The sequence below is a fragment of the Paraburkholderia sp. WC7.3g genome (assembly GCF_050436345.1).
In the GTDB taxonomy this organism is placed as follows: domain Bacteria; phylum Pseudomonadota; class Gammaproteobacteria; order Burkholderiales; family Burkholderiaceae; genus Paraburkholderia; species Paraburkholderia podalyriae.
In genome coordinates this window covers 619,651-644,378 of the sequence record NZ_JBNDMA010000001.1, presented here as the reverse complement: position 1 = coordinate 644,378, position 24,728 = coordinate 619,651, and the positions used below count along the sequence as shown (strand labels likewise).

Sequence of the window (24,728 nt, the reverse complement as noted above, 5' to 3'; positions counted from 1 at the left end):
CGCGTTCAGGCCAACAGCTTGCCCCACTCGTAATCGATACTGTCCGGCGTGAAGGGCAGCACGCCCGCGCCGGGCGTAAACGTCAGTTCGCCGAAATAAACGAGATTATCCGGCGCATACAGGTCGACGCGTACGTAGTCGAAGTCTTCGCACAGACGGGCCGCGACATCGAGCACGGCCTGCAGATGCGGCGGGCGCGGAGCGGGCGCCGCGCTGCGCTTGTAGTCGCCGATTGCGATGTCGAGATGATTCCAGTCGATGTCGTACACGTCGCCGTGCGTCGCGTTACCGAATCGATCCGAGATCACGAGGATATAGATGATCGGCCGCCCGGGCCGCCCGCCGAAGCAGTGCAGCTTGAAATCGGCCGGAATCTGGCCGCGCTGATCGAGCAGCAGTTGCTCGAAGAAAATGCGTGGCTTGATCTTCCGATAGTGCCGCTCGCGCCCGACGTAATAGAATTCGGCGCGCAGCCATTGGTCGGCGAGCTTCTTCAGCTTCTCGAACGAGGTCTCCGATTTGCTTCTCACCAGTTCGACGTAGCTGCTGCCGTGATTGGCTTTCATCACGAAAGCATCGGGGAGCGCGTCGAACACTTCGGGCGTGAACGCATCGGGCGCCGCGATCAGCGGTATCAAATGCTGGTCGCCGATCTTCCGGGCAACATATTCGCGCACCAGCAGCTTGTCGGTCAGCGCGATATACCGCGGATCCGGGTGAAGATTGCGCTGCAGGATCTTCTCGTTGAACGTCACTGGACGAATCAGGTTCGGATAGCGGCCAATGCATTTGTGATGTAACAGGCTTAGGAAAAGGGCGTCCGGCAACAGCGTTTTCGCCGCTTCCTTGACCTTTCTCACGGTCGACGGCGATTCCCCGTGCGAGGCATGCGCACCGGCGTGCAGCCCCGGCCGCTCGCCGGGCGAGGACAAGGCGTCGTCGCCGGTCGGTAGGGAGGCCATGTTTTCCGGCGCGACGGCCCCGTCGTCCGCGGCTAGCCGGGCCGATTTGATGATTGTCATGTTCTAATCCCTTTGCGGTCGAGTCGACGAATCGTCCTCGGAGTAACAGGGAATTGAAATCAAAGTGTCAGCGGTGCCTGCCGCAACATCTCGGTCGCGGCGCTCCAGCTTTCCTCCGGCGTCAGCCAGCGGTCCTCCGCATCGACATGCTGTTGCGCGCGGAATTGCGTCGGCGACATGCCATAGCGCTCCTTGAATAGCCGCCCGAGCCGATTGCCGTCGCCCATTCCGCAGCGGCGCGCGATCTTGTCGACCGGCAAATCGGTGTTCTTCAGCATCGAGCGAACGATCTCGAAGCGTGTGCGCAGCAGATATTCGAGCGGCGTCATGCCGAACTCGCATTTAAAGCGGCGCTGGAAGTTGCGCTTGCTCATTGCAACCGATTCGGCGGCCTGCGCAACCGAAATTGCCTTGCTGTAGTTCTCCTTTATCCAGCGCGCCGATTCGCGAATCTTCTCCGTCGTCGTCGTGATGTTGACGTCGTCGAACTCCGAGCGGCTTTTCTCGGCGTAGCCGGTTTGCAGGACGCGGCCGATCTTGCGGGCGGTATCGGTATTGATGTCGCGTTCGATCTGCGCAAGCGCAAGATCGGTCGGCGTCACATTGCTTTGCGTGCGCGCGGCGTCACCGCTGTCATCGAACAGAAAGATCGGCACGATCGATTGCAGCGGATCGTTGCAGACGACCGCCAGATTGGCGCCCTGTTGCATGCCGAACGATGCGATCGATCCTTGCAGCGAGATCCACGATAGAAAGCGGTCGTTGGATTCCGCGACTTCGGTGACGTCGCGGCACGCGACGAAGAACGCGTGGAAATCGGCGAGACAGTACCGTTCGAGTCCTTGCGTCCAGATCGATATGCCAGAGGAACTGGTCACGAGACCGCCGCCGTCGGATACCACGGTAAACCGGTATGGCGCCTCTTCGCCAGCCGTTCTCTTGCACTCATTGGCAAGCCGGAACGCGTCGCCGATCGCGCCGGTACTTGCCATCGAACAATCCTGAAAGACGAATAGACCAATGTGCTTCATCACGCGAGCTTCTCCAGTCAGGAAAATCTACGCATTGAGATTAGCGCATCGAATTGGGCGAGACGAGCTTGGCCGGCATGCGTGGGTGTTTTGGCGTAATCGACAGGATCGCAGAAATTATTACCTCGCTATTCGCTGAAATGCGTGCTACCAATTAACGTTGCGCGGCATTTTTTTCCCGATCGATTAGCGCGATTCTTGCAAGCGAAATCAACCGGGATCAACGGAATGCGCCGAGTGGCATGGTTTCGGCGCGATTAGCGGGATAACGGCGTCATTTCTCGCACATAGACCGTGCAATTCGCGTTCTGTCGCGATGAACGGTGCTTGCCGTATAACTCTGTTACAGCAATTGCAGATCGCAACAAGCCTTTCTGGCTTCTGTTTCATTTGTAAAAGGCTCCGCGTTATCGGCCAATAGCACCTTACTTTGGGCCGCCGGCGAATGCCTTGATCCTTTGCGGACTATGCTTCACCGCAACATCGAGAGAGAAATTGTCAATCGCGGATTACGTGAATGGCGGGCTTCGCGTTCCCTGATTCGTGAGAAGAACAATCGGCAATGCCGCGGTGGATAAGCAATAGGTGTGTAGCCTTCCGTGGTTCGAGAGGTCCCCGAACACGGCTCCCCGACCTAACCCGACACAGCACGTCGCTTCGCCGTGCTGCCAGCCAATCGAGGGCCTATCCGGCCGGCGGCATAAACGGCGACGACGTGGCGACGCAAGGCGATCTCCGATCGTTTTGTTTCATCAACCTGCAAGGATCAGACCGGTGGATTACTATCCGCAAAACTCGCTCTATCCCGCTGTTGATACCGAGCGCAGACAGCTGACTGCCAGCGGGATGCTCACGTTAATGCGCGACCACATCTGGGAGATCGTGGTGACGACGGTCGTCGTCCTCACGCTCGCTGTCGCGTATCTTATGATTGCCACACCTATCTATTCTGCCGACGTAATCGTCCGCGTGGACCCGCCTGAACCGAACGCGCTCGGACTCGCGTTGCAAAACCAGGAACTGATGCCGCCGCCGGCGCCGTCGTCTGTCACCGAAATGGCGGTCATGGAAAGCCGGTCGGTTTTGCAGCCGGTCATCGACCAGTTCCGTTTCGACATTTCGGTGAAGCCGCACAAGCTTCCGGTGCTCGGCGACATTGCCGAAAAATTCGCTACGCCAGGACAGCCTTCTGCGCCGTGGCTCGGGCTGAAATCGTATGCATGGGGCGGCGAGCGTGTGCAGATCGCCGCGCTCGACGTACCGCGCGAACTCGAGGAGGAGAAGCTGACCTTGACCGCGCTCGAGCACGGCGCCTACGAATTGCACGCCCCGTCCGGCGAGTTGCTGGCGACAGGCGTGGTCGGCATGCCGGTCAAGCAGAACGGCGTGTCGATGCTCGTGAAGGAACTCGACGCGCGGCCGGGCACGAAGTTCGAAGTGATCCGCTGGAACGAACTGGATGCCATCAAGCGCTTCACGGGTCTCGTCAAGATCGGCGACAAGGTGAAGGACTCGGGGCTGCTGCAGATACAGTACCGCGACAAGAGTCCGGACAAAGCCGCGGCCGTCGCCAATGCATTGGGAGAGCAATACCTCGCATACGCGGTGGCGAGCCGGCAATCGAACGACACGCAGACGCTCGCGTTCATTAACGGTGAGCTTCCGCGCCTACTCGGCGATCTGCGAAAAGCCGAGGAAGCGCTGAAGAACTTCCGCTCGAACGCGCAATCGATGCAGCCGACCAACGAGGCGCAAGCCTATTTGCAGGGCGGTCTGGATCTCGACAAGCAGATCGCGGCGCTGCAATTGCAGCGCACGCAATTGCTCGAGCGCTACACCGAACAGAGCCGCTGGGTGCAGAACGTCGACGAGCAACTGACGCAGTTGAAAGAAGCGAAAGCGAAATTCTCCGACCATTTCAACGGCATGCCGGCGTCGGAGCGCGCGAGCGTCGATCTGATCCGTGCGCAGAAGGTTGCGGAAACGGTTTATCTCGGCATGGTGCAGAAAGCCGAGCAATTGCAGGTGCGCCGCGCCAGCACGACGGGTGGCGCGCACATTCTCGACCAGGCGATGAGACCGCATATGCCGGTCAGGCCGCAGCCGATTCTCGTGCTCGGCGGTGGCCTGGTACTCGGTATCGTGTCCGGTGTCATGTTGGTCTTCATGCGCCGCCACGTGATGATCGGCGTGACGGATCCGCGCTACGTCGAGCGTGAGTTGAGCGTGCCGATGTTTGGCGAGATTCTGTTCAGCCATCAGCAACTGCTGCTCGATCGGGATGCGACGACAGCGGGGCGCAAATCGCTGCCGTCAATGGCCGGGCGTGCCCATCCACCGGTGCCGAAAAGTCTGCACGACATTCAGCTCGATGCCGGCGGGCAGAGCAGGATTCTCGCCGCGCGCTTTCCGCACGACACGTCGGTCGAAGCGCTGCGCAGCGTACGGACCGCCCTCACGCGCGATCTCGCGCACGCGCGCAACAACATCGTGATGATCATCGGGCCCACGCCGTCCGCCGGCAAGAGCTTCGTCGCCGCGAATCTGGCGATCCTGCACGCGGAAATCGGTTCGCGCGTGGTACTGATCGATGCCGATATGCGGCGCGGTCATCTCGCCTCGCTATTCAACGAGAGCAATCGTGGCGGTCTTTCGGAAGTGCTGTCGGAACGCTTGCCGCTACGCAATGCGTTGCGCGCGACTCCTATCGACGGATTGACGTTCCTGTCGTGCGGCGTGCGCCCGGAGAACCCCGCCGCGCTGTTGATGAGGCCGCGCCTGAAGGATGTACTGGAGCGGCTGTCGACCCAGTTCGATCTGGTGATCATCGATACGCCGCCTTTCCTCGCGGTGACCGACGCATCGATCGTCGCGAACGAGGCGGGCGCGTCCTTGCTCGTGTTGCGCTCGGGCATGCAAAGCGAGGAGGAGATCGCCGACACGCTCAGAAAGGTGGAGCGCGCGGAAGGGCGCATTGCGGGCGCGGTGTTCAACGGCATTCCGCTGCGTCGAAGCACCAAGAACTATGGCTACGAAACGAACTATGCCAGCGATTTTGGCAACAACGACGTCGAGCAGCAAGCGCCGCGACGCGCCTGAGCGTGGGGGAACATCAACGCGGTAACGCGGGTTCGCGATGGCGTAAAACGGAGAATCAGATGGCCTTTGCAATCAACGGAAAGTTTACTTCGCAGCCCGTCACGGGGGTTCAACGCGTTGCGTATGAGCTGACGAGGGCCATGCAGATGCGCGCCGCACCGGGTGACGAACCCGAGGTGTTCGTGCCGCAAAATACGATCGAGCCGGGCGCATTGCTCAAGCGGCAACGGCGCTTTCCGTGGCTGCGCGGCACGTTGTGGGAGCAGATCACGCTGCCGATCGCCGCACGCGGCGTCACACTGCTGAGTTTGTGCAATACGAATCCACTGTTCAAGCACCATCAGGTCGTGATGGTTCACGACATGGCCATCTTTGACGTGCCGCAAGGCTTCTCGAGGAAATTCCGGCTCTGGTATCGCATCTGTTTCGCTCTATTGCCCCGCACGCGTCCGATCGTTCTTACGGTGTCGACGTTTTCGAAAATGCGTATCTGCCATCATCTGAAGATCGACGAATCGCGTGTGAAAGTGGTGGCACCCGGCGCAGATCATCTCGACCGTATCGTTGCCGACCCCTCGGTGTTGCAACGGCTCGAATTGAACAGGGACGCTTATTGCGTGGTCGTCGGCAGTCTCGACCCGCGCAAGAATCTGCGCGGCGTGCTCGATGCGATCGTGCGGCTCGGGCATCTGAGCGACGTCAAATTCGTCATTGTGGGAAAACAGTATCCGCGCATCTTCAGCAGTGCAGGCGTCGAGCATCCGGTGCATTCGCGGCAGGTGGTGTGGGCCGGATTCGTGTCGGACGCGGAGCTGAAGGGGCTGTACGAGAACGCTGGATGCCTCGTGTTTCCGTCGTTGTACGAAGGCTTCGGCTTGCCGCCTCTGGAAGCGATGTATTGCGGCTGTCCGGTGATCGCGTCCGCGCGCACGTCGATACCGGAAGCCTGCGGAGACGCCGCGATGTACTGCGACGCGACGTCTGCGGACGACATCGCCGCAAGGATCGCGCAGATGATGAGCGACGCCGATCTTCGTCAACGTTACCGCAACGCGGGGCTGCTGCATGCGCGCGAGTTTCGCTGGGAGCGCGCGGCGCAAACGGTGCTCGACATCCTCGATGTCAAGACCGGCGAACGGCTGTCCGAACTGACGCCGCGCGCGTCGACGAGCTAGCGATGGGTGAGCACGAACATGAGTACGAACATGGATCGCATGAAGACCCGTGCTGGCAGAAGACGTGCATTGCGCACACTCGCCGCGTTGGCGGCGGGTGCGGCCGGGCCGTTGTCGAATCTCAGGCCCGCTGTCGCATTGGTACGGGACGCAGCGCCCGCCAACGCGCGCGCCCGCATGATCACCGATCTGATCGGCGCGAACGGCTGGGCCGGATCGGCCGCTGACATCGAGATGTGGCGAGCGATGGGCATCAGTTGGGGGCGCGACACGGTCGGCCCCGGTCAGCCTCATGGGCCCGGCGAGGCGATGCGCATCGACAAAACGGGCTCGGCGTTCAATGGCGATCTGCCGCCGGCACTGTTGCGAAACGAACGCAATGGAATCGGTTCGCTGCTGCTGCTCGGCTTTACGCCGAGATGGAATGCGAGTGTGCCGGGCGACAGCAATTCGGCACCGGTCGATGTGGGCGCGTGGAAGCGGTATGTCGACGCGGTGGTCCGCAAGTATTCTGCGCCGCCTTATAACCTGCGCTATTTCCAGATCTGGAACGAGGCGGCCGGCAAGTTGTCCGGCGGCTTGCCGCAGTCCGTGTTCTGGCACGGCCCGGAGTTCAGCAAGGACGAAAAGCGCTCGAAACCGTACGAACGCGCGATGCAGGATTACGTCGAGCGCGTTCATATTCCGGCGGCACGCATCATTCGCAGTTATCGCTCGTATGTGGTCTATGGCGGCTGGCCGGATCAGGGCGGACTCGACAACTTCCGCCGCTGGCTCGAATACCGCAGCCCCATATTGAAAGAGCGCATGCTCGACTGGGTCGACTACATCGACACGCATTATCTGCCGGTCGCCGATATGGAATCGCTGTATCAGCAATACGTGAAGAACGGTCCCGCGCGCGGCATCTGGCAAACGGAGATTGGCAACGAGTACATCAAAGACCCGCACTATTTGCCGCGCTATTTCTTCGATTTCGCGGTGTGGGCGCTCGGCAGGAATTGGGACGATCCGGACAAGTACGTGTCGATGATCTATCACTGGGACGGCTATGAACCGTTTCGCCTCACGCATCCCGGTCCGCCTGAACGAACCTACAACGTTTCCGGTCGAAGCTTGATCGTGTTGCATCAAACCGCGGGTGGGCATCTGGCGAGTTTTTCGAAGCCGCTGCAGTGCGCTCCGGGGGTTGCTGCGAATTCCTTGCTTTCCGACAGCGACCTCGTGATGCAGGTGAGCAGCAGCGCGGGCTGGCAGAACATTTCCATCGGCGGGCTGCAAGCGCTGCGCGCGCGCGCGGTACAGGCCGATTTCATCGACGCGCTGAGCGGCGAGGCGAGCACATCGGGCAATGTTGTATTGAATTGGGACAACGATTTGATGAACGTGCGATTCAAGGTACCCGACCAGGTGAACGGCGCAGGTAACAATCCGCCCAAACATCTGGCTTATCTGGTGGTACGTCGTGTGACGCAGGGAGTGGCATAGCGATATTTCGCGAGCTTGACGGCCGCCGGGAGCCGGCGGATCGAACCTGATGGATAGCGTTGACACATCATGAAACAGGTCACCATTGCGATTTGCAATTACAACTACGAGCGCTATCTGGCCGCGGCGATCGACTCGGCGCTCGCGCAGGACTATCCGGCAACCACGGTGATCGTCGTCGACGATGGCTCGACCGACGCTTCACGCGAAATCATCGCAAGCTATGGCGATCGCGTGCTGCCGCTGTGCAAGAAGAATGGCGGACAGGTATCCGCCTACAACTGCGCAATCGCGTCGCTCACCACCGGGTATGTGATCTTTCTCGATTCCGACGACGTGCTGTACCCCTCCGCGGTCACCGAAGTGATGCGCTTTTTCGAGGACGGCGAGTGGGCCAAGGTGCAATTCCGGCTCGACGTGATGGACCACGAAGGTGCATTGACGGGGGCCTACGTGCCGCATAGCGAGCCGCCACACGACTGCGGCAGGCTGTTGCGCCGCGGTTGGCTTTATCCGTCGCCGCCCGCCTCCGGCAATGCTTACCGGGTGAGTGCGCTCAAGCAGATCTTCCCGGTCCCCGAAGAGGGCGTGAATCGCTATGGCGCGGACTTTTACGCAATCTATGGCGTCGCGCTGACTGGACCTGTCGCGACCGTGCCGAAGTCGCTAGGCGGCTATCGGGTGCATAACGCGGGCAGTGAATCCGTGTCGTTCGCGAACTCGGAACAACTGACCAAAGCGCCGCGCGCGTTCAACATGCGCTGGGCCATCCTGCGCAACATTGCCAACGTCCGGCTCGACATCGAACTACCGGCGACATTTCTCGACTTCTCGCACGAGAAAGCGAGGTTCTGCTCTTCCGTTTATCGCGCCACGCTTTTCAGGCGTTGGCATTGGATGCTGCTCGATTCGCGCAACTATCTGCATACGATCATCGCGAATCCGTTCTGGAGCCTGAAGAAGAAGCTCGGCACGCTCGTACTGTCGAGTCTATGTCTCGTGCCTTACTCGCCGCTGTCGGATTTCGCGGTGCGTTATATCGCGAACCCGCTTGCGCGCCATCGTGTCGCAGGACGCTGAGGCGAAGGGGGACGGCATGGATAGACGAGCGAGCGCAAACGTAATCGCATTTATGTACGGCGGCTACCTGTTGAGGTATGTGTACCTCCTCATTGTCGTGCCGTTCTATGGAAGAGTGCTGGGTGTGGCGGAGTATGGGCGGGTGCTCGCATCGATGTCGCTGTCGAACGTGATATGGATGCTCGTCAGCTTCGGCTTCACGTTCGTCGGCATGCGCGAGATGGCGAAAGCGCGGTCGCCGCGGGAATGCAATGCGATTTACTCGCTGCATGTCAGCGCGCGCCTGGTGCTCGCCGCGATCGGCGCGGTCATCGGCATCGTCGCGACGTGGAGCTCGCCGGTCTTGTCGGAGCAGCCGCTGATCGGCCTGCTCGCGACCTTGCTCGGCATCGTGCAGGCGCTGAATCTCGGCTGGCTATATCAGGGGCGGCATTACTTTCGCACGCCGATCATCATCGAAGTGTTCGGCTTCGCTCTGAGTCTCGCGCTGGTGCTGACGCTCGTCAAAGGACCGGATGACGCCGTATGGGTGTTGGCGAGTTCGCTGATCGCGGCTATCGCGTCGTCGATCGTTTCGTATGGATTGGCGACATGGCAACTCGGCTTGCCACGTCTCAGGTTTTCCGGCGTCGTGCCGCTCGTGCGCAACTCGACGATGCTGTTCTGCTATTCGTCTGGCTCGATCGTGTTGACGGCATCGTCGACGTATTTGCTGACCTTGTTCTCAACGCCCGCGCAGGTCGGCTATTTCGGCGCGGCTGAGCGTTTCGCGACGATCGGACTGGGCCTGATGGCCCCCGCGGCGCAGGTCTTTATTCCGACGATAACCCGGCAACTCGCGCAGGGCGACAAGGCAGGCGCGCATGTCACGACGCGGCGCGGCGCCATGTTGCTGATCGGCTACGGCGTACTCGTGTTGTGCGGCGCGTTGACGCTTTCGCCCTTCGTGTTGCCGCTGATCCTCGGCGCTGCGTTCGAGCCGAGTGTGCATGTATTGCAGGTGTTCGCATGGATGTTCCCGTTCGCGGCCTTCAATGAGCTGGTCGCATTCTATGTATTCGTGCCGCGCAGGAAAGACCGGGTGCTCGCGATTGCCGGCGCCGCCGCGGCGCTGGTCAATCTCGCGTCGGCGCTGGTTCTCGCGCCGCGTTTCGGCGCGATTGGCATGGCGTCTGCTCGGGTGATCGGCGAAGCGGCGTTGTCGGTGACGCTGCTCAGCGTATTGATTCACCTCGAGCTGGTCGGCCTGTTGCCCGGCGCCGAGAGGGCACTAGCGCGGGTGCGGGTGGTGTGTGGGCTTCGTACGCAGGCGGGCGGCGCAAAGGACGACTGAAGTAGCGCGTGGGTGTGCGGAAGTTTGGTTGGTTCGTGACCAGGAGGTCGAAGTGAAAGTCGCTATTGTTCACGATTGGCTGGTAGTGTCCGGCGGCGCCGAGAAAGTATTGAAGAACATCATCGAGTGCTTTCCGGACGCGGACGTCTTTTCGATTGTCGATTTTCTCGAAGACCGCGATTGCGTGAAGGGGAAGTCCGTCAACACGTCGTTCATCCAGAAGATGCCCTTTGCGCGAAGACGATACCGCGCCTATCTGCCGTTGATGCCGATCGCGATCGAGCAGGTGGATCTGTCCGGCTACGATCTCGTCATTTCGAGTTCGCACGCGGTCGCCAAAGGTGTGTTGACCGGGCCGAACCAGGTGCATATCAGCTACATTCATTCGCCGATCCGCTATGCGTGGGATCTGCAACACCAGTACCTGCGCGAATCTCATCTGGACACAGGTCTGCGCTCGGTCTTGGCGCGGGTGCTGCTTCATTACATTCGAGGCTGGGATTCGCGTTCCGCGAACGGCGTCGATCATCTCGTCGCGAATTCTCAGTTCATTGCGCGCCGCATAAAAAAGGCCTATCAGCGCGAAGCGACCGTGATCTATCCGCCGGTCGATCTGGCGAATATGTCCATTGGTACGGAGAAAGAGGATTTCTACGTGACGGCGTCGCGGATGGTGCCTTATAAGCGTATCGATCTGATCGTTCAGGCCTTTTCGCAAACGCCCGAGCGCAAACTGGTCGTGATCGGCGACGGTCCCGAGATGAAGAAGATCAAATCGGCGGCCGGCGGTAACGTACAGATTCTCGGGCATCAGCCCTCCGATGTGCTGGTCGATCATTTGCGGCGCGCGCGCGCATTCGTGTTCGCGGCGGAAGAAGACTTCGGCATTTCGGTGGTCGAAGCGCAGGCATGCGGCACGCCGGTGATCGCCTTCGGCCGCGGCGGCGCGCTTGAATCGGTGGTGGGATTGCCGCTAGAACGACCCACCGGCGTTTTCTTCGGTGAGCAAACCACTGGGTCCTTGCTCGAAGCCGTTAGCCGGTTCGAGAGCAACGTAGCCTTATTCGACGCACGCGTGTGCCGCAAGAATGCCGAGCGTTTTTCGTCGGAGAATTTCAAGAACGCGCTGATGGGCTTCGTCGACGCCCGGCTTCCGTATGCGTGCGTCGAACAGTTTCTTCCCTATGCGCCGAGTCAGTCGCTGCCGGCAGAAGAGCGTCATCTTGCCGACGTTACGCCGTGAGTCGGGCGCTGGGGTACGAGCGGGGGTTGTGTAGCTCGCGTACCCGCGATGCCCGCCTTGCGCGCTCCGCGCGGACCGGGCCGGAATGCGGTGACCGCTAGCGGACGCGCGGCGAGCAGCAGCGAGATCACCAGAGAAAGAATCAATACATTCGACGGCGTGACCAGCCGATGCTCGGTTGCCGACATCACCAGCAGGCAAACCGACGAAATCTCAACGAAGCGGAACGCCGCGAACTGCCGGCCCCCCGCGACCAACGCGGCATACGCCGCCCCCTGCTTGCTCCAGTCGATCAGTCTCCAGAAGAACGCGAGGATCAGCGTCAAGCCGAGGGCGCCGAGCTCTGCCAGGATATTCAGGAACGAGTTGTGAGCATGCGAGTCGCTGTGCTCGATCACGATGTCGGACGGCACCGCGAACAGATGAAAGTACGAAGCGAGGCTGCCGATATGGTCGTCGAAGGAGCCGAAGCCGAGACCGACGAGCGGGCTTTGCTCGAAATACGCGAGCGCTCGCGGCCACAACCACTCGTAGCGAATGTTCAGGTTGTTGACCTTGGCGTCATTGGCGTGAAACGCGAACGTATAGCCCATGTAGTCGACGTTCGGCTCGGTATGGTAGATCGCGATGGCGAGCGAGGCGGCCAGCAGCGCGGCGATCAGCGAGCCCAGAATCCAGCGCTTGCGGCCAAAGTACAGATAGGGCAGAACCGCCGCGGCGCCAAGCAGCGAGCCGCGGCTATAGGTCGAAAACAGCATCAGCACATTGCAGACGAGCAGCGCGATCAGCAGTTTGCTGCGCTTTTGGAGGTAGCAGGCTACGCCGAGACAGAACAGCATCGCCAGAAAGCCGCCGGCCGCGTTGCGGGCAATGAAGTAGCTGCCGAAACTGTCGGCCGGGTTCACGAAGATGCTGAACAGCCCGTTCGTGGCGATGTAATAGGCGTACATCGGCAGATTGACGAGGACCGCGAAAATGAACAACGCGCGCAGGATCCTGTTCAGATCCCAGCGATGGGCGTACACGCAGCCGGCAAAAATGGGCGCATAGGAGATGAAAAAATTGCCATCGCGCCGATAGAAGTCGAAGTCGACGAACGACTGCGGATCATAGAGCAGCGTCGAGACGATCGCGAGCGCCGAAAAAGCGGTGAGCGGCGTGATGAACGCCGGGTAACTGCGGCCGTAAAAGCGCCATGCGAGCAATAGCAGCGGAACAAAGCCGATCGCACTGATGGGCACGAAGTTCGTGACCGTCAGGAAAAGTGCGAGTAGCGAGAGATAGGCCATTGCAACTCCAGAATAGCGGATGGCGCGCCGGTTGGGTTGTGCCCATGCGCTGGACGATGGCGAGATTGGGAAAAGCGGAAAACTCACAGTGTGGCCGCGCAGCATCACACCATTGTTTGTCTTTGACATGAATGCCGCGGCACGTTCATCAAACGGTAGCACGTGTGAGCGGTTATTTCCAATCGCGCGCTTCCACTGCAATACAAGTGCAAGCTCGTTCGCAAGCTTGCTAAACGCAGTCCGCGAGCGCCGCCAAAACTTCCGCGCTTCGCGCCAGATGGGCCGCGTCGCAACGCGGCCTCACTATGATGAATTCATCGGGGCACGACGTCGACAGGATTCGATGCACGTCTTGCCGCACTCGTTCTTTCGATTTCAATCGTTTTCCGATCGTCGTTGTCGAGCAGACTACTGCGATCCCGCCAGTCAGTTTCCGTACCTCCCGGTCGAACCGGATTCGCTGTCGGCGCATGCATGTTGTCACTGCGAACTGAACTGCTGGTCTTGGTCCGTTCGATGCGGACGCCCTGTCGATAAATCGCATGAGACAGCATTTGCGTGGATCGCGGCACACCGCGTTATACGGTGTCGTCCAGGCAGAGGCGTTCCTGGGCGGTTTCAATGCGAAGGAGTTGGCAATGGGCAAGGTTACGGCGGCAGCGGCCGCGCTGGATGTCGAAACGATACGGCCGGACTCTGCCGAGTTGGAGTTTCCGACGCTCGTGCAGGTGATTCTCGCTGGTGGTTCCGGCACCCGGTTGTGGCCGGTGTCGCGCGAACAGTTTCCAAAGCAGCTGATCGACGTGATCGGCAATCAGACTTTGCTGCAAGCGACGATGGGGCGCATGGCGGGTTTCGATGGCGCATGGAACATCGCGGCCGATCCCGTGATCGTCTGCGGCACCGAGCATTATTTCGCCACTTACGAACAGGCACGCGAGATCGGCGTGAACGCGCGGATCGTGGTCGAGCCCGGCCGTCGCGACACGGCGCCGGCACTGACGCTTGCCGCGCTGACGGCATGCGCGGAAGACGAAGACGCGATCCTCGTCGCGATGCCCGCCGATCATGCGATCGCGAATCTGGAAGCGCTTCATCACGCGCTCGACATCGCCGCGACGCATGCGCGCGACGGCGCGATCGTCACGCTAGGCGTGCCGCCTGAACGGCCCGACGCGGGCTTTGGTTACATCCGCCTCGGCGATGCGTTGCCCGATGGTGCGCGCCGCATCGAGCGCTTCGTCGAGAAGCCTGCGGCGGAACTCGCGGCCCAATACGTCGCATCGGGCAGTTACTGGTGGAATAGCGGCATCTTCGTGGTACGCGCGTCGGTGTGGCTATCGATCATCGAACAGTTTCAGCCGGACATGCACGCGGCCTGCGTTCAGGCGTGCCGCGATGCGAAGAAGACTGAAGAATGCATCATGCCGGACGCTGACGGGTTTCTGCGTTCTCCGTCCGACTCGATCGACTATGCGGTGATGGAGCAGCTTGGCAAACCGGAGTCGGCGTTTTCCGGCGTGGTGGTGCCGCTCGAAGCAGGTTGGTCCGATCTCGGCTCGTGGGATGCCGTCTGGCAAGCGATGGACAAGGACGACTGCGGCAACGCCGCGAGCGGCCGTGTGCTGTTTGAAGGGGCCACCGCGACATATGCACGCTCGCAAGGAGGCAGGCTTCTTGCCTGCGTCGGCACCAACAACATGATCGTGATCGAAACCGACGACGCGGTGCTCGTCGCGGATCGCTCGCATGTGCAGGACGTCAAGGGACTCGTGTCGCGGATCAGACGCGAAAAATCTCCGGAAGCCGATGCGCACAGAAAAGTCCGCCGCCCGTGGGGCTTTTACGACTCGATCGATCATGGCGATCGCTTTCAGGTGAAGCGCATCGTCGTGATGCCAGGCGGCCGCCTGTCGTTGCAGATGCATCATCATCGCGCCGAGCATTGGGTCGTGGTATGCGGAACGGCACTCGTCACGCGCGGAGAAGAGCAGTTTCTTCTCGGCGAAAACGAATCGACCTACATCCCGTTGGGTGTTCGCCATCGGCTCGAAAATCCGGGCCGGGTGCCGCTGCAGATCATCGAGGTGCAGTCGGGTACTTATCTCGGCGAAGACGACATCGTCCGTTTCGACGACAAGTACGGGCGCTGTGACTGATGATGCCGCGGAGTCGACCCGATACCGGCTATGAGGGGGCTGTGATGCGCTTGCTAAGCGGTCTACTGGCGAGAATTTTCGACGTCGCGATGATTGTGGGGGGCGCCTGCGCGGCCTCGCAGATCCGCTTCGACGGCGGCTCGCAAAGAAACTTCTACTTCGCGTTCGTCGCCTTCGCCGCGGCGTTTGCTCTGGCGGTCTTTCCGGCGCTCGGCGTCTACGAGTCGTGGCGCGGCCGCTCGAAAAGAGCGCTCGCGAGCCATGTGGCGCTCGGTTGGCTCGTCGTCCAGGCTTGCGCGATGGCGTTGATGTTCTCGTTGCACCAGATCGACTTCGTGTCGCGGCTCTGGTTCGTGTACTGGACCGGCATCTCGGGCGCGGCGATGATGGCCGGCCGGATGGCCACGCATGCGCTGCTCGGCCGCATGCGCCACGCCGGGATCAATCTGCAACACGTCGCGGTGGCGGCGTGCGGCGAACATTGCGATGAGATCATCCGCAAGATCGAGATGTCGCCCGCCGCCGGCTTTCGCGCGAATGCGTTGTATAACCTGCATCCCGGCTGCTGCATCCCGCCGCGTTCGTCGGTACCGGTCTTCGAACAGCAGGCCGAGTTCGCGCGCTACGTGCGGGAACAGCAGATCGGCGAAGTGTGGCTGGCACTGCCGCTCACCGAGGAGCGCGCGATTCTCAAGCTGGCCGCGGAGTTTCGCAACGACCTGATCAATGTGCGCTTCATGCCCGACGTGCGCACGCTCGCGCTATTCGAAGGGAGCATGACCGAGTTGCTTGGCTTGCCGACGATCAATCTCGCCGCGTCGCCGCTGCCGCCGAATGCGCTGGTGCAGAAAGAACTGTTCGACCGTCTGTTCGCGCTCGTCGCATTGATCGCGATTGCGCCGATTCTGCTGGGCTGCGCGATTGCCGTCAAACTGAGTTCGCGCGGGCCGGTGTTTTTCAGGCAGCGCCGCAAAGGGGCGGACGGCCGCGTATTTACGATCTACAAGTTCCGTACGATGCGCTTGCACGAGCAGAAGCCGGGCATTCTCGAACAGGCCACGCGCGGCGATCCACGCATCACGACCGTCGGCGCGTTCCTGCGCCGCACGAGTCTCGACGAACTGCCGCAGTTCTTCAACGTGCTGCGCGGCGATATGTCGGTAGTGGGGCCGCGTCCGCATGCGCTCGAACACGACGTTCTGTACCAGAACATCGTGTCGGGCTATATCCACCGTTATCGGATCAAACCCGGCATCACCGGCTGGGCGCAGATCAACGGCTATCGCGGCGAGACCGATCGCCTCGAAAAGATGGAGGGCCGCGTCGCACACGATCTGTACTACCTGCGCAACTGGTCGTTCTGGCTCGACGTGAAGATCATTCTGGCCACGATTTTCAAGGGACTTCATCATCCAAACGCATACTGAGCATGATGCTATCTGGCGTTGAGAAGGTAGTGAGACGAACCGCGAAGCGGGTTTCGCTGTACCGCTTCCATCATGATCACGGTTTGCAGGCGAGAAAAATATTGCAGCGACTCGAAAGCAGGTACGGCAAACCCGATCCGAACAACCTGCGGCTTGCAGACACCTACGCGCGAGACGTGTTCGGCGACGCGGTCTACGCACCCTGGCTGCGCGTTTATACCGCGTTTCGCGGCACGTTCAAGGAAGGCTGGATTCCCGACAACTACTACGGCATCGTCGTCGTGCCGCATCTGCAAGGCTGGTACGGCAAGATTTCGAGCCTGAAGCCGATTTCACGGCTGATCTTCGACGGCGACGAATTGCCGGACGTCGCGTACTTTGCCAATGGGCTGTTCTTTACGGATAAAAGCGTCGTGGTGCCCGAGCGCGATCTGAAAGACGTCGTGTTCGAGCATGCCGAGCGCGTCGTATTCAAGCTCGACGGCTCCGGTCAGGGCAATGGCGTCTATTTCTTCGACCGCGCCAACTTCGACCCGGCGGTCATCCGGTCGCTCGGCAATGGCGTGATTCAGACGTTCATCGACCAGCACCGTCTGTTCACTACGTTTGCTTCGAAGCCCGTGGCGACATTGCGCTTCACGACCGTGGTGGACGACGCCGGCCGCATTTCGATTCGGGCCTGCTACTTGCGGCTCGGCAGAGCGGACGATACGCATGTGCTGAGCGATCGCGAGGTATGCGTGCCGGTCAAACTCGAAACGGGCGAGTTGTGCGACGACGGGTATATGAGCGACTGGGGGGCGGTGGATGCGCATCCAGACTCGGGCGCGCGCTTTGCGGGTGTAAAGATTCCGTGTTTCGACAAATGCATGACCACCGTACTACGCCTGCACAGGCAGATTCCATTTGCGCGCTGCATCGGCTGGGACGTCACGGTCGATGCGAACGACCAGGTCAAGGTGATGGAGTGGAACGGCAAGCACAACGACGTCAAATTCAGTGAGGCTACGCAAGGTCCGTGCTTCGCGGATCTGAACTGGGAACGGCTCAGAGCCGAACCCGAGTCTGCACGGCTGCCGCCAGGCTGATCGGGCAGGCCAAAAAAACGCAGCGGGAGACACGACGTGAGCGAACAGTTATGGTGCGTCCACATTGAAGGACTGAACGACTTCATTGCCGTCGATTCGGAGGAAGCGGCGCGGAGCGAGGCATCGGAGATCAATGCGTATATCGATCGTGCCGACAGAAGCTCGCGTGCCGCCCGCCTGCGCGCGGTGGTGGTCGAATGGCCGTATAGCGCCGACGCCCACGCAAGAGCGCTCGATGACGACTGGCACGATCTGCAACGTATGCCGCACAAACAACAGGCCGTCGCGCGGTCTGGCGGCGGTGGGCTGGCCAATCTCGCGCGACGCGTCAGAGAACTGCTGAGCGTCGCGCGCACGGGCAAGGACGATGCATGACCCGGTACGAGCCCGCCTCGGCAATGATGGCGGGTCCTGGATCACGGTTTGCGGGGGAGTGGCGCGAAATGTTCTCCATCACGTCGATTGGTAACGATATAGCCATCTCGCTTGTGTAACTTCATAAAGAAGAGCACAGGCGCCGTATTCGGATCGCCGGCACATTCGGGCGTATGTTTCTCGTGAACGCCGACCATGAAATAGCTTTTCTCGTCCGATACGTCGAACAGCAGGCATTGGGTGCGGTTGGAGGATAGGTGGTAGGTCTGGGTGACTTCGGCTGCCCGGTCCGCTGCCTGATCCGCTGTTAGGATCGCCCGCCCCGATGCCATCGCATGCGCGCTGGCGAGCAGCAGGCCGAAGGTCAGGAATCGTACCCTCATGGTTTTACCGGTTTCACCGAATGTCATATTGGTCGAGATGGCGTGAGCGAATGATGTTGATTAATTTGCGCCGTACTGCGTCGGTGCTGATGGCCTTTGTACGACTCCCGAAAACCCACAACGGGGCCACCAAGCTACACCTGACAGTCAACGGTTGGCTATGGGCGAAGGATGAAACCGATAACCCCCGGTGATCGGTGTATCCAAACAATTCATTAGTCAACTATCACCCGGCTCCTGATAATGTCCGCACAAAACAGGCCATAGCGGACGCCAGCGTCGGAGCATCGGCGCGGGTTCACGCGACAATCCGGAGGAGACGATGCTGCGACCCAAGGTCAGCCGGGCGGTTCTCGCGCTCATGTGCGCAATGTCGTTCATCTTGTATCTCGATCGCGTCAACCTGTCGGCGGCGGCCGGGCTGATCCGCGACGATCTGCATCTGAGCAATACCAACGTCGGCCTCGTGTTCGCCGCGTTCGCGTACACATACGCGCTGTGCCAGGTGATTGGCGGCTGGGTCAGCGACCGCTTCGGCGCGAAACTCACGCTCGTGACCTGCGCGAGCATCTGGATCGTCGCGACGGTCGCGACCGGTCTCGCGGGCGGGCTCGCGTCGCTGTTCGGCGCGCGGCTGCTGCTCGGCATCGGCGAAGGCGCGGCGCTGCCCGCGCAGGCGCGGGCACTGACCAACTGGTTCCCTTCGAACCGGCGCGGCTTCGTGCAAGGCCTCACGCATTCGTTCTCGCGGCTCGGCAATGCGATCACGCCTCCGCTGATCGCGCTGCTGGTCGCGTATTCGTCGTGGCGTGTGTCGTTTCTCGCGGTCGGCGCGCTGACCTTCGTGTGGGTCGTGGTCTACGCGTGGTATTTCACCGACGACCCGCGCAAGCATCGCCATATGACCGCGGAGCAGGAATCGACATTGCCACCTGTCCGTCAATCCGCGGTCGAATCGGCGCGTGAGCCGACGCCGTGGCGGCGTCTGCTGAAGCGCATCGCACCGACGATGCTCGTCTACTTCTGCTACGGCTGGACCGGCTGGCTGTTCTTCACATGGCTGCCCACATTCTTCATGCACGGCCGCGGCCTCGATCTGAAAAGCTCGGCGATGTTCTCCGCGGGCGTGTTTCTGTCCGGCGTGGTCGGCAATACCGCGGGCGGTGTGCTGAGCGACCGCGTGCTCAAGCGCACGCGCAACGTCGTCGCGGCGCGCCGCAACGTGATCATCTGCGCGTTTCTGGGCGCGTTGGTGTTCCTCGCGCCGGTGATGGTCGTGAAGTCGCTGCCGGTCATGACCGCGTGCATGAGCCTGTCGTTCTTCTTCCTCGAAATGACGATCGGGCCGATCTGGGCCGTGCCGATGGACATTACGCCGCGGCACGTCGGGGTCGCGAGCGGGCTCGTGAATGCGGGTTCAGCCATCGCGGGGATTTTCACGCCGATCGTGTTCGGTCTGATCGTGGACCGCACGGGCAGCTGGACGCTGCCGTTCGCGGGCTCGCTCGGCCTGCTCGCGCTCGGCATCGTCGCGACGTTCTTCATGCGGCCTGACATTCCGCTCGACGCGGCCGGCGCTCATACGGACACGAATGCGAGCGGCGAATTGCGCTTCGCCGACAACCTCACGCCGCGCGAATCGAATCGATGACCCGCTGCATCGCTGGGGTGATGCGCCGGTTCCTGCGCGGAATCAGCCGACCGCGCAGGCGCGCTGGCTCGATGCCGGACAGCGCGACGCAGAAAGCGTTCGACATCGTCACGCGCATGGCGGCGCAGCGCATGAGCCAACGCTTTATCGTTTCTTGCGCGGTCCCGTCGATGCGCGCACCACGAGCTCGGGCGGCGGCCCGAGCACCATCGTCGGCTGCCGCTCCGGCGTCTGGATCAAACGGATCAGACTCTCGATCGACAACTGCGCGACAGCCGCGGTTTGAATCGCTACCGTCGTCAGCGCGGGATGCACCTGATGCGCGAGTTGAATGTCGGTGATGCCGATCACCGACACGTCGTCGGGCACCGAGCGGCCGAGCGTGATCAACGCCTGTATCGCGCCGATCGCGAGCAGGTCGTTGGTCGCGAAGATCGCGCTCAGTTGCGGACGGTTCGCCATCAGCTCCATGCAGGCGGCGAAGCCGGCGTCGATCGAATCGCGAATCTGCAGCACCGCGGCCGCGTCGGCTTCGATGCCGGACGCGCGCATCGCGGCGCGAAACCCGTTCGAGCGCGCGTCCTGCAAACCGCCGCAGCCGTCTCCGATCAGCAAGCCAACCTCGCGATGGCCGAGTCCGAGTAGATGCCGCGCGGCAAGCTCGCCCGCGCGCGCGAAGTCGACCGCGATGCACGGTAGCGCGGGCGGCGACTCGGGGTGCTCCCACATGGCGAGCAGAATCGGCGCGCTATGCGTCGCCGAAGCGCACAGGTCGTTGATCGTGATGTCCGTGTTCATCACGAGCACGCCGTCGGCGAGCGTGCCGGCAATCTGGTTCAGATACGCGCGGCCGATCTCGGCATCGTCGTCGGTATTGCAGACCATCAGGAAATGGCCGGTCTTGCGCGCCGCGCGCTCGGCGGCGAGCACGAACTCCGGGTAAAACGGGTTCGAGATGTTCGACAGCATGAGCGCGAGCGTCGACGAACGCCCTTCGGCAAGCGCGCGCGCATTCAGGTTCGGCCGATAGCCGAGCTCGGCGATGGCCTGCAATACGCGCTCAGCCGTTTCAGGGCGGACTTTCTCGCGATTGCGAAGCACGTTGGAGACGGTGGCGGCGGTAACCTGCGCGCGTTTCGCGACTTCGGACAGCGTGACCATGTTGGCTTATCCCATATTTAGGGAGGACACTTCAAATGTTGCAAACGGTCTGCGACATTGCTAACTTTCTCGAAAACCCAACGGAGACACCCGCCATGACTTTTTCCGTCGCACTCGAATTTAAGCGATTAAATGCCGTCGGCACAAGGCCCCGGCATTTTATTTCGACGAAAATTTAAGCGGTTAAATCAACGCGGAGACAGCATGGCGACGATTCATTTGAGCGATGTGCAAAAAGCCTACGGCGACCATCCGCCGGTGATCCGGCGCGTGAATCTGGAAATTGCGCAGCACGAGTTCTGCGTGTTTCTGGGCCCCTCGGGCTGCGGCAAGTCGACCTTGCTACGGATGATCGCCGGTCTCGAAGACCTCAGCGAAGGCGAACTGCATATCGGCGGGCGACTCGTCAACGACGTGCCGGCTGCGGAACGCGGCGTCGCGATGGTGTTCCAGAGCTACGCGCTGTTTCCGCACATGACCGTATTCGACAACATGGCGTTCGGATTGAAGCTCGCCAAACAGCCGAAGGACGTGATCGAGCGCAAGGTGCGCGAAGCCGCGCGGATTCTGCAACTGGAGGGCCTGCTCGAGCGGCATCCGAAAGCGCTGTCGGGCGGGCAGCGGCAGCGCGTCGCGATCGGCCGTGCGATCGTTCGCGAGCCGGGCGTGTTTCTGTTCGACGAGCCGCTATCGAATCTCGATGCGGCGCTGCGCGGCCAGACACGCGTCGAGATCGCGCGTCTGCATCAGCGCTTCGCGAGCGCGAGCGTCGTCTACGTGACGCACGACCAGGTCGAAGCGATGACGCTCGCCGATCGCATCGTGCTGCTGCATGCGGGCGCGGATGCCGAGTGCTTCGGCAGCATCGCGCAGAGCGGTGCGCCGCTCGAACTGTATCACCACCCGAAGTCGCGCTTCGTCGCGGGCTTTATCGGCTCGCCGCGCATGAACTTCATCGAGGCGACGGTCGAATCGATCGAGCCGGGGCGCGTGACGGTGTCGTTTGCGGCGGGCGTGGGAAAGCTGGTCGCGCACGTCGATGGCGAACGGCTGCAACGCGGCCAGCGCGTCACGCTTGGCGTGCGTCCCGAGCATCTGCGGCTCGACGGCGACGAGCAGTTTATTCCGTGCTCGATCGTTCTGTCGGAACGGCTCGGCGAGCACAGCTATATTCACGCGGACCATGCGAGCGGCACGCTGATCGCGAAGGCGCCCGGCGATACGCCGCTCGGCGCGGGCGAGCGCATCCGCGTGCGGGTTCCGCCCGCTGCTTGTCATCTGTTCGACGAACAGGGACTCGCGCTGCGGCGTAGCACGTTCGAACCGGAACGCGCGGCCGCCTGATCGATCGACGACGGCGGACCTGCATCGATGGTTCGCCAGACTGAATTCCGCCATAGAGCGGGTTACATCGCCGGCCACGTTGCGTAGCCGGTCAACAAGGTAGACAAGGAGACATAGATGATCGCTCTTCGCCTTCGCCGTTTTGCACAGGTGTCGATCGCCGCCGCCGTGGTGGCCGGCGCGCTCGGCGGCGCCGCAGTCGACGCGGCCACGCTGAACGTCAACGTATCGGCCCGTGGTAATCAGCGCTCGACCTGGCAGGACGCATTCGACCAGTTCAAGAAAGCCAATCCCGACATCGACCTGAAAATCACCTACGTGACCGAGGAAGCGTACAAGGTGCAGATGGGCGGCTGGCTCGCCACCGATCCGCCCGACGTCGTGTCGTGGCACGACGGCGAACGGATGGCGTATTACGCGCAACGCGGTCTGCTCGAGGACCTGAGCTCGGACTGGGCGAAGAACGGCTGGTCGCAGCAGTATGCGTCGGTCAAGGAAGCGTCGACGTACAAGGGCAAGCAGTATGCGGCGCCGCTTGGCTATGACGCGTACGGCTTCTTCTATCGCAAGGATCTGTTCGAGAAGGCCGGCATCAAGAGCGAGCCGAAAACATGGGACGAACTGCTCGAAGCCAACAGGCAGCTGAAGGCAATCGGCGTCGCGCCGATCGCGGTGGCCGCGCGCGATAGCTGGACGCTTGCCGCCTGGTTCGACTATCTCGATCTGCGCATCAACGGCAACGAATTCCACCAGAAGCTGATGGCCGGCGAAATTCCATACACCGATCCGCGCGTGAAGAAGGTCTACACGACGTGGAAGACCCTGCTCGACAATCACGACTTCATCGAGAACGCGCTGTCGTACGACGTCGATTCGATCGGCCCGATCCTCAACAACGGCAAAGCCGCGATGATGCTGATGGGCACCTTCTTTTCGGCGAGCTTCCCGCCGTCGATTAAAGATCAGATCGGCTTTTTCCGCTTCCCGGTGATCGACGCAAATGTACCGATGGCCGAGGATGGTCCCGTCAACGTACTGCTGGTTCCGGCAAAGGCAAAGAACAAGGCGGACGCGCGCAAGCTGCTCGCGTTCATGGAGACGCCGAAGATCAACGCCGAACTTGCGAAGGGCTGGGGAACCTTGCCGTCGAACAGCCAGGCGGCGCCGCCTGAAGATGCGATTTCGAAGGTCGGCTTCCAGACGCTCGCGAACACGAAGGGCGGCATCGCGCAGTTCTACGATCGCGATATGCAAAAGGAAATGGCCGACGAAGGCATGAAGGGCATGCAGCAGTTCTACAGCGATCCGTCGCAACTCGACGGCGTGCTCGCTCATCTCGAAGCGACGCGCAAGCGCATCTACCAGAAGTAAGTCCCGCCGCGCCGGTCGCGTGATCGCGGCCGGCTTCAGCGCCCAGATTCCGCCTTCGATTTCCGACGAGGCCGTTCCATGTCTCATACCGCAGCGCGCCGCCTGCCCGCGGCGCGGCACCGTCGCGTCTCGACGACGCGCCGTCATCAGCATCGCGCCGCATTTTTCTTTCTGCTGCCGGGCTGCGCATTGTTCACGCTGTGCGTGATCTATCCGATCATCAGCAGCATTTCGCTGAGCTTCTACAACTGGGACGGCATGACGCCGAAGACCTTCGCGGGTCTCGCCAATTACGTCGAGCTGTTTCAGTCCGACACGTTTTATACGGCGCTAAAGAACAACCTGATCTGGCTTGCGCTGTTTCTGCTCGCGCCGCCTCTGGGTCTGCTGTTCGCGCTGTATCTGAACCAGCACGTGCGCGGCATGCGTGTCGTGAAGTCGCTGTTTTTCGCACCGTTCGTGCTGTCGGGCGTCGTGGTGGGTCTCGTGTTCAGCTGGTTCTACGACCCGACGTTCGGGCTGCTGCGGTTGATCGTCGGCCGTGGCATTCCGGTGCTCGGCGATCCTCACACGGTCACGTTCGGCATCATCTTCGCCGCGCTGTGGCCGCAGACGCCGTTCTGCATGGTGCTGTATCTGACCGGGCTTACCGGTATCAATCCCGAAGTGGTCGAGGCCGCGCGCATGGAAGGCGCGCAAGGGCTGCGTCTGCTGTGGCACGTGATACTGCCGCAATTGCGGCCCGCCACCTTCATGGCGGTAGTGCTGACCGTGATCGGCGCACTGCGCAGCTTCGATCTGATCGCGGTGATGAGTGGCGGCGGTCCGTTCGACAGCTCTACCGTGCTCGCCTATTTCATGTACGACCAGGCGATCAAATACTACCGCGAAGGCTATTCCGCCGCGATTGCGGTCGTGCTGTTCGCGATCATGCTCGTCTATATCGTGTTCCATCTGCGCCGCATGCTGCGCGAGGAACGCTGATTCCCTGAACCTCAGGAGTACAAGG

General features: G+C 61.4%; 19 protein-coding genes. 14 read left to right on the top strand and 5 right to left on the bottom strand.

Annotation, left to right across the window (positions count from 1 at the left end):
- Positions 1 to 5 precede the first annotated feature (5 nt).
- Positions 6 to 1,022, bottom strand: a complete 1,017-nt coding sequence (locus OKW43_RS03020; protein ID WP_429445158.1) for an ATP-grasp fold amidoligase family protein — start codon at positions 1,020 to 1,022, stop codon at positions 6 to 8.
- Positions 1,023 to 1,081: 59 nt separating this feature from the next.
- Positions 1,082 to 2,014: a helix-turn-helix domain-containing protein gene (locus OKW43_RS03015; protein WP_187633252.1), complete on the bottom strand. Its 933-nt coding sequence runs from the start codon at positions 2,012 to 2,014 to the stop codon at positions 1,082 to 1,084.
- 813 nt (positions 2,015 to 2,827) lie between these two features.
- Here OKW43_RS03015 and OKW43_RS03010 point away from each other — a divergent pair.
- The 6 genes from OKW43_RS03010 to OKW43_RS02985 all read left to right on the top strand — a co-directional run bounded on the left by OKW43_RS03010 (position 2,828) and on the right by OKW43_RS02985 (position 11,471).
- Positions 2,828 to 5,152 (top strand): polysaccharide biosynthesis tyrosine autokinase, encoded by a 2,325-nt coding sequence (locus OKW43_RS03010; protein ID WP_429445156.1) that lies wholly within the window; start codon positions 2,828 to 2,830, stop codon positions 5,150 to 5,152.
- Positions 5,153 to 5,211: 59 nt separating this feature from the next.
- Positions 5,212 to 6,327, top strand: coding sequence for a glycosyltransferase family 4 protein (locus tag OKW43_RS03005; RefSeq protein ID WP_429445154.1), 1,116 nt, complete (start codon positions 5,212 to 5,214; stop codon positions 6,325 to 6,327).
- An 18-nt stretch (positions 6,328 to 6,345) separates the two neighbouring features.
- On the top strand, positions 6,346 to 7,815 hold the full coding sequence (locus OKW43_RS03000) for a hypothetical protein (protein ID WP_429445152.1): 1,470 nt from the start codon (positions 6,346 to 6,348) through the stop codon (positions 7,813 to 7,815).
- A gap of 69 nt (positions 7,816 to 7,884) precedes the next feature.
- Positions 7,885 to 8,895: a glycosyltransferase family 2 protein gene (locus tag OKW43_RS02995; RefSeq protein ID WP_429445149.1), complete on the top strand. Its 1,011-nt coding sequence runs from the start codon at positions 7,885 to 7,887 to the stop codon at positions 8,893 to 8,895.
- Between the two features lie 16 nt (positions 8,896 to 8,911).
- Positions 8,912 to 10,228, top strand: coding sequence for a lipopolysaccharide biosynthesis protein (locus OKW43_RS02990; protein ID WP_187633247.1), 1,317 nt, complete (start codon positions 8,912 to 8,914; stop codon positions 10,226 to 10,228).
- A gap of 52 nt (positions 10,229 to 10,280) precedes the next feature.
- On the top strand, positions 10,281 to 11,471 hold the full coding sequence (locus tag OKW43_RS02985; protein ID WP_429445147.1) for a glycosyltransferase family 4 protein: 1,191 nt from the start codon (positions 10,281 to 10,283) through the stop codon (positions 11,469 to 11,471).
- Here OKW43_RS02985 and OKW43_RS02980 read toward each other — a convergent pair.
- Positions 11,447 to 12,760 carry an O-antigen ligase family protein gene (locus tag OKW43_RS02980; RefSeq protein WP_429445145.1) on the bottom strand — a complete coding sequence of 438 codons (1,314 nt, stop codon included), beginning with the start codon at positions 12,758 to 12,760 and terminating at the stop codon, positions 11,447 to 11,449. The genes OKW43_RS02985 and OKW43_RS02980 overlap by 25 nt on opposite strands.
- A 638-nt stretch (positions 12,761 to 13,398) precedes the next feature.
- Between OKW43_RS02980 and OKW43_RS02975 the strand changes: the two genes are divergently transcribed.
- The 4 genes from OKW43_RS02975 to OKW43_RS02960 are packed head-to-tail and all read left to right on the top strand — an operon-like array spanning position 13,399 to position 17,809.
- Positions 13,399 to 14,919: a mannose-1-phosphate guanylyltransferase/mannose-6-phosphate isomerase gene (locus tag OKW43_RS02975; protein WP_429445143.1), complete on the top strand. Its 1,521-nt coding sequence runs from the start codon at positions 13,399 to 13,401 to the stop codon at positions 14,917 to 14,919.
- A 44-nt stretch (positions 14,920 to 14,963) separates the two neighbouring features.
- The gene (locus OKW43_RS02970) at positions 14,964 to 16,346 is read left to right on the top strand and encodes an undecaprenyl-phosphate glucose phosphotransferase (RefSeq protein WP_187633491.1); all 1,383 of its coding nucleotides are present in this window, start codon (positions 14,964 to 14,966) and stop codon (positions 16,344 to 16,346) included.
- Between the two features lie 2 nt (positions 16,347 to 16,348).
- Complete coding sequence (locus OKW43_RS02965) at positions 16,349 to 17,434, top strand: sugar-transfer associated ATP-grasp domain-containing protein (RefSeq protein WP_429445141.1); 1,086 nt, start codon at positions 16,349 to 16,351, stop codon at positions 17,432 to 17,434.
- Positions 17,435 to 17,470: 36 nt separating this feature from the next.
- Positions 17,471 to 17,809 (top strand): hypothetical protein, encoded by a 339-nt coding sequence (locus tag OKW43_RS02960; RefSeq protein WP_429445139.1) that lies wholly within the window; start codon positions 17,471 to 17,473, stop codon positions 17,807 to 17,809.
- 41 nt (positions 17,810 to 17,850) lie between these two features.
- On the opposite strand, the gene OKW43_RS02955 is transcribed toward OKW43_RS02960, so the two are convergent.
- Complete coding sequence (locus OKW43_RS02955; protein ID WP_429445137.1) at positions 17,851 to 18,219, bottom strand: hypothetical protein; 369 nt, start codon at positions 18,217 to 18,219, stop codon at positions 17,851 to 17,853.
- Positions 18,220 to 18,514: 295 nt separating this feature from the next.
- Between OKW43_RS02955 and OKW43_RS02950 the strand changes: the two genes are divergently transcribed.
- Positions 18,515 to 19,843, top strand: a complete 1,329-nt coding sequence (locus OKW43_RS02950; protein WP_429445135.1) for an MFS transporter — start codon at positions 18,515 to 18,517, stop codon at positions 19,841 to 19,843.
- Between the two features lie 144 nt (positions 19,844 to 19,987).
- On the opposite strand, the gene OKW43_RS02945 is transcribed toward OKW43_RS02950, so the two are convergent.
- Positions 19,988 to 21,004 carry a LacI family DNA-binding transcriptional regulator gene (locus tag OKW43_RS02945; protein WP_187633238.1) on the bottom strand — a complete coding sequence of 339 codons (1,017 nt, stop codon included), beginning with the start codon at positions 21,002 to 21,004 and terminating at the stop codon, positions 19,988 to 19,990.
- Between the two features lie 204 nt (positions 21,005 to 21,208).
- Between OKW43_RS02945 and OKW43_RS02940 the strand changes: the two genes are divergently transcribed.
- From OKW43_RS02940 to OKW43_RS02930, 3 genes are all read left to right on the top strand, one after another.
- Positions 21,209 to 22,348: an ABC transporter ATP-binding protein gene (locus tag OKW43_RS02940; RefSeq protein WP_429445132.1), complete on the top strand. Its 1,140-nt coding sequence runs from the start codon at positions 21,209 to 21,211 to the stop codon at positions 22,346 to 22,348.
- 117 nt (positions 22,349 to 22,465) lie between these two features.
- Positions 22,466 to 23,719: an ABC transporter substrate-binding protein gene (locus OKW43_RS02935; protein ID WP_429445130.1), complete on the top strand. Its 1,254-nt coding sequence runs from the start codon at positions 22,466 to 22,468 to the stop codon at positions 23,717 to 23,719.
- Positions 23,720 to 23,797: 78 nt separating this feature from the next.
- A complete protein-coding gene (locus OKW43_RS02930) occupies positions 23,798 to 24,703 on the top strand; it encodes a carbohydrate ABC transporter permease (RefSeq protein ID WP_187633235.1) in 906 nt (301 codons plus the stop codon).
- Positions 24,704 to 24,728 lie beyond the last annotated feature (25 nt).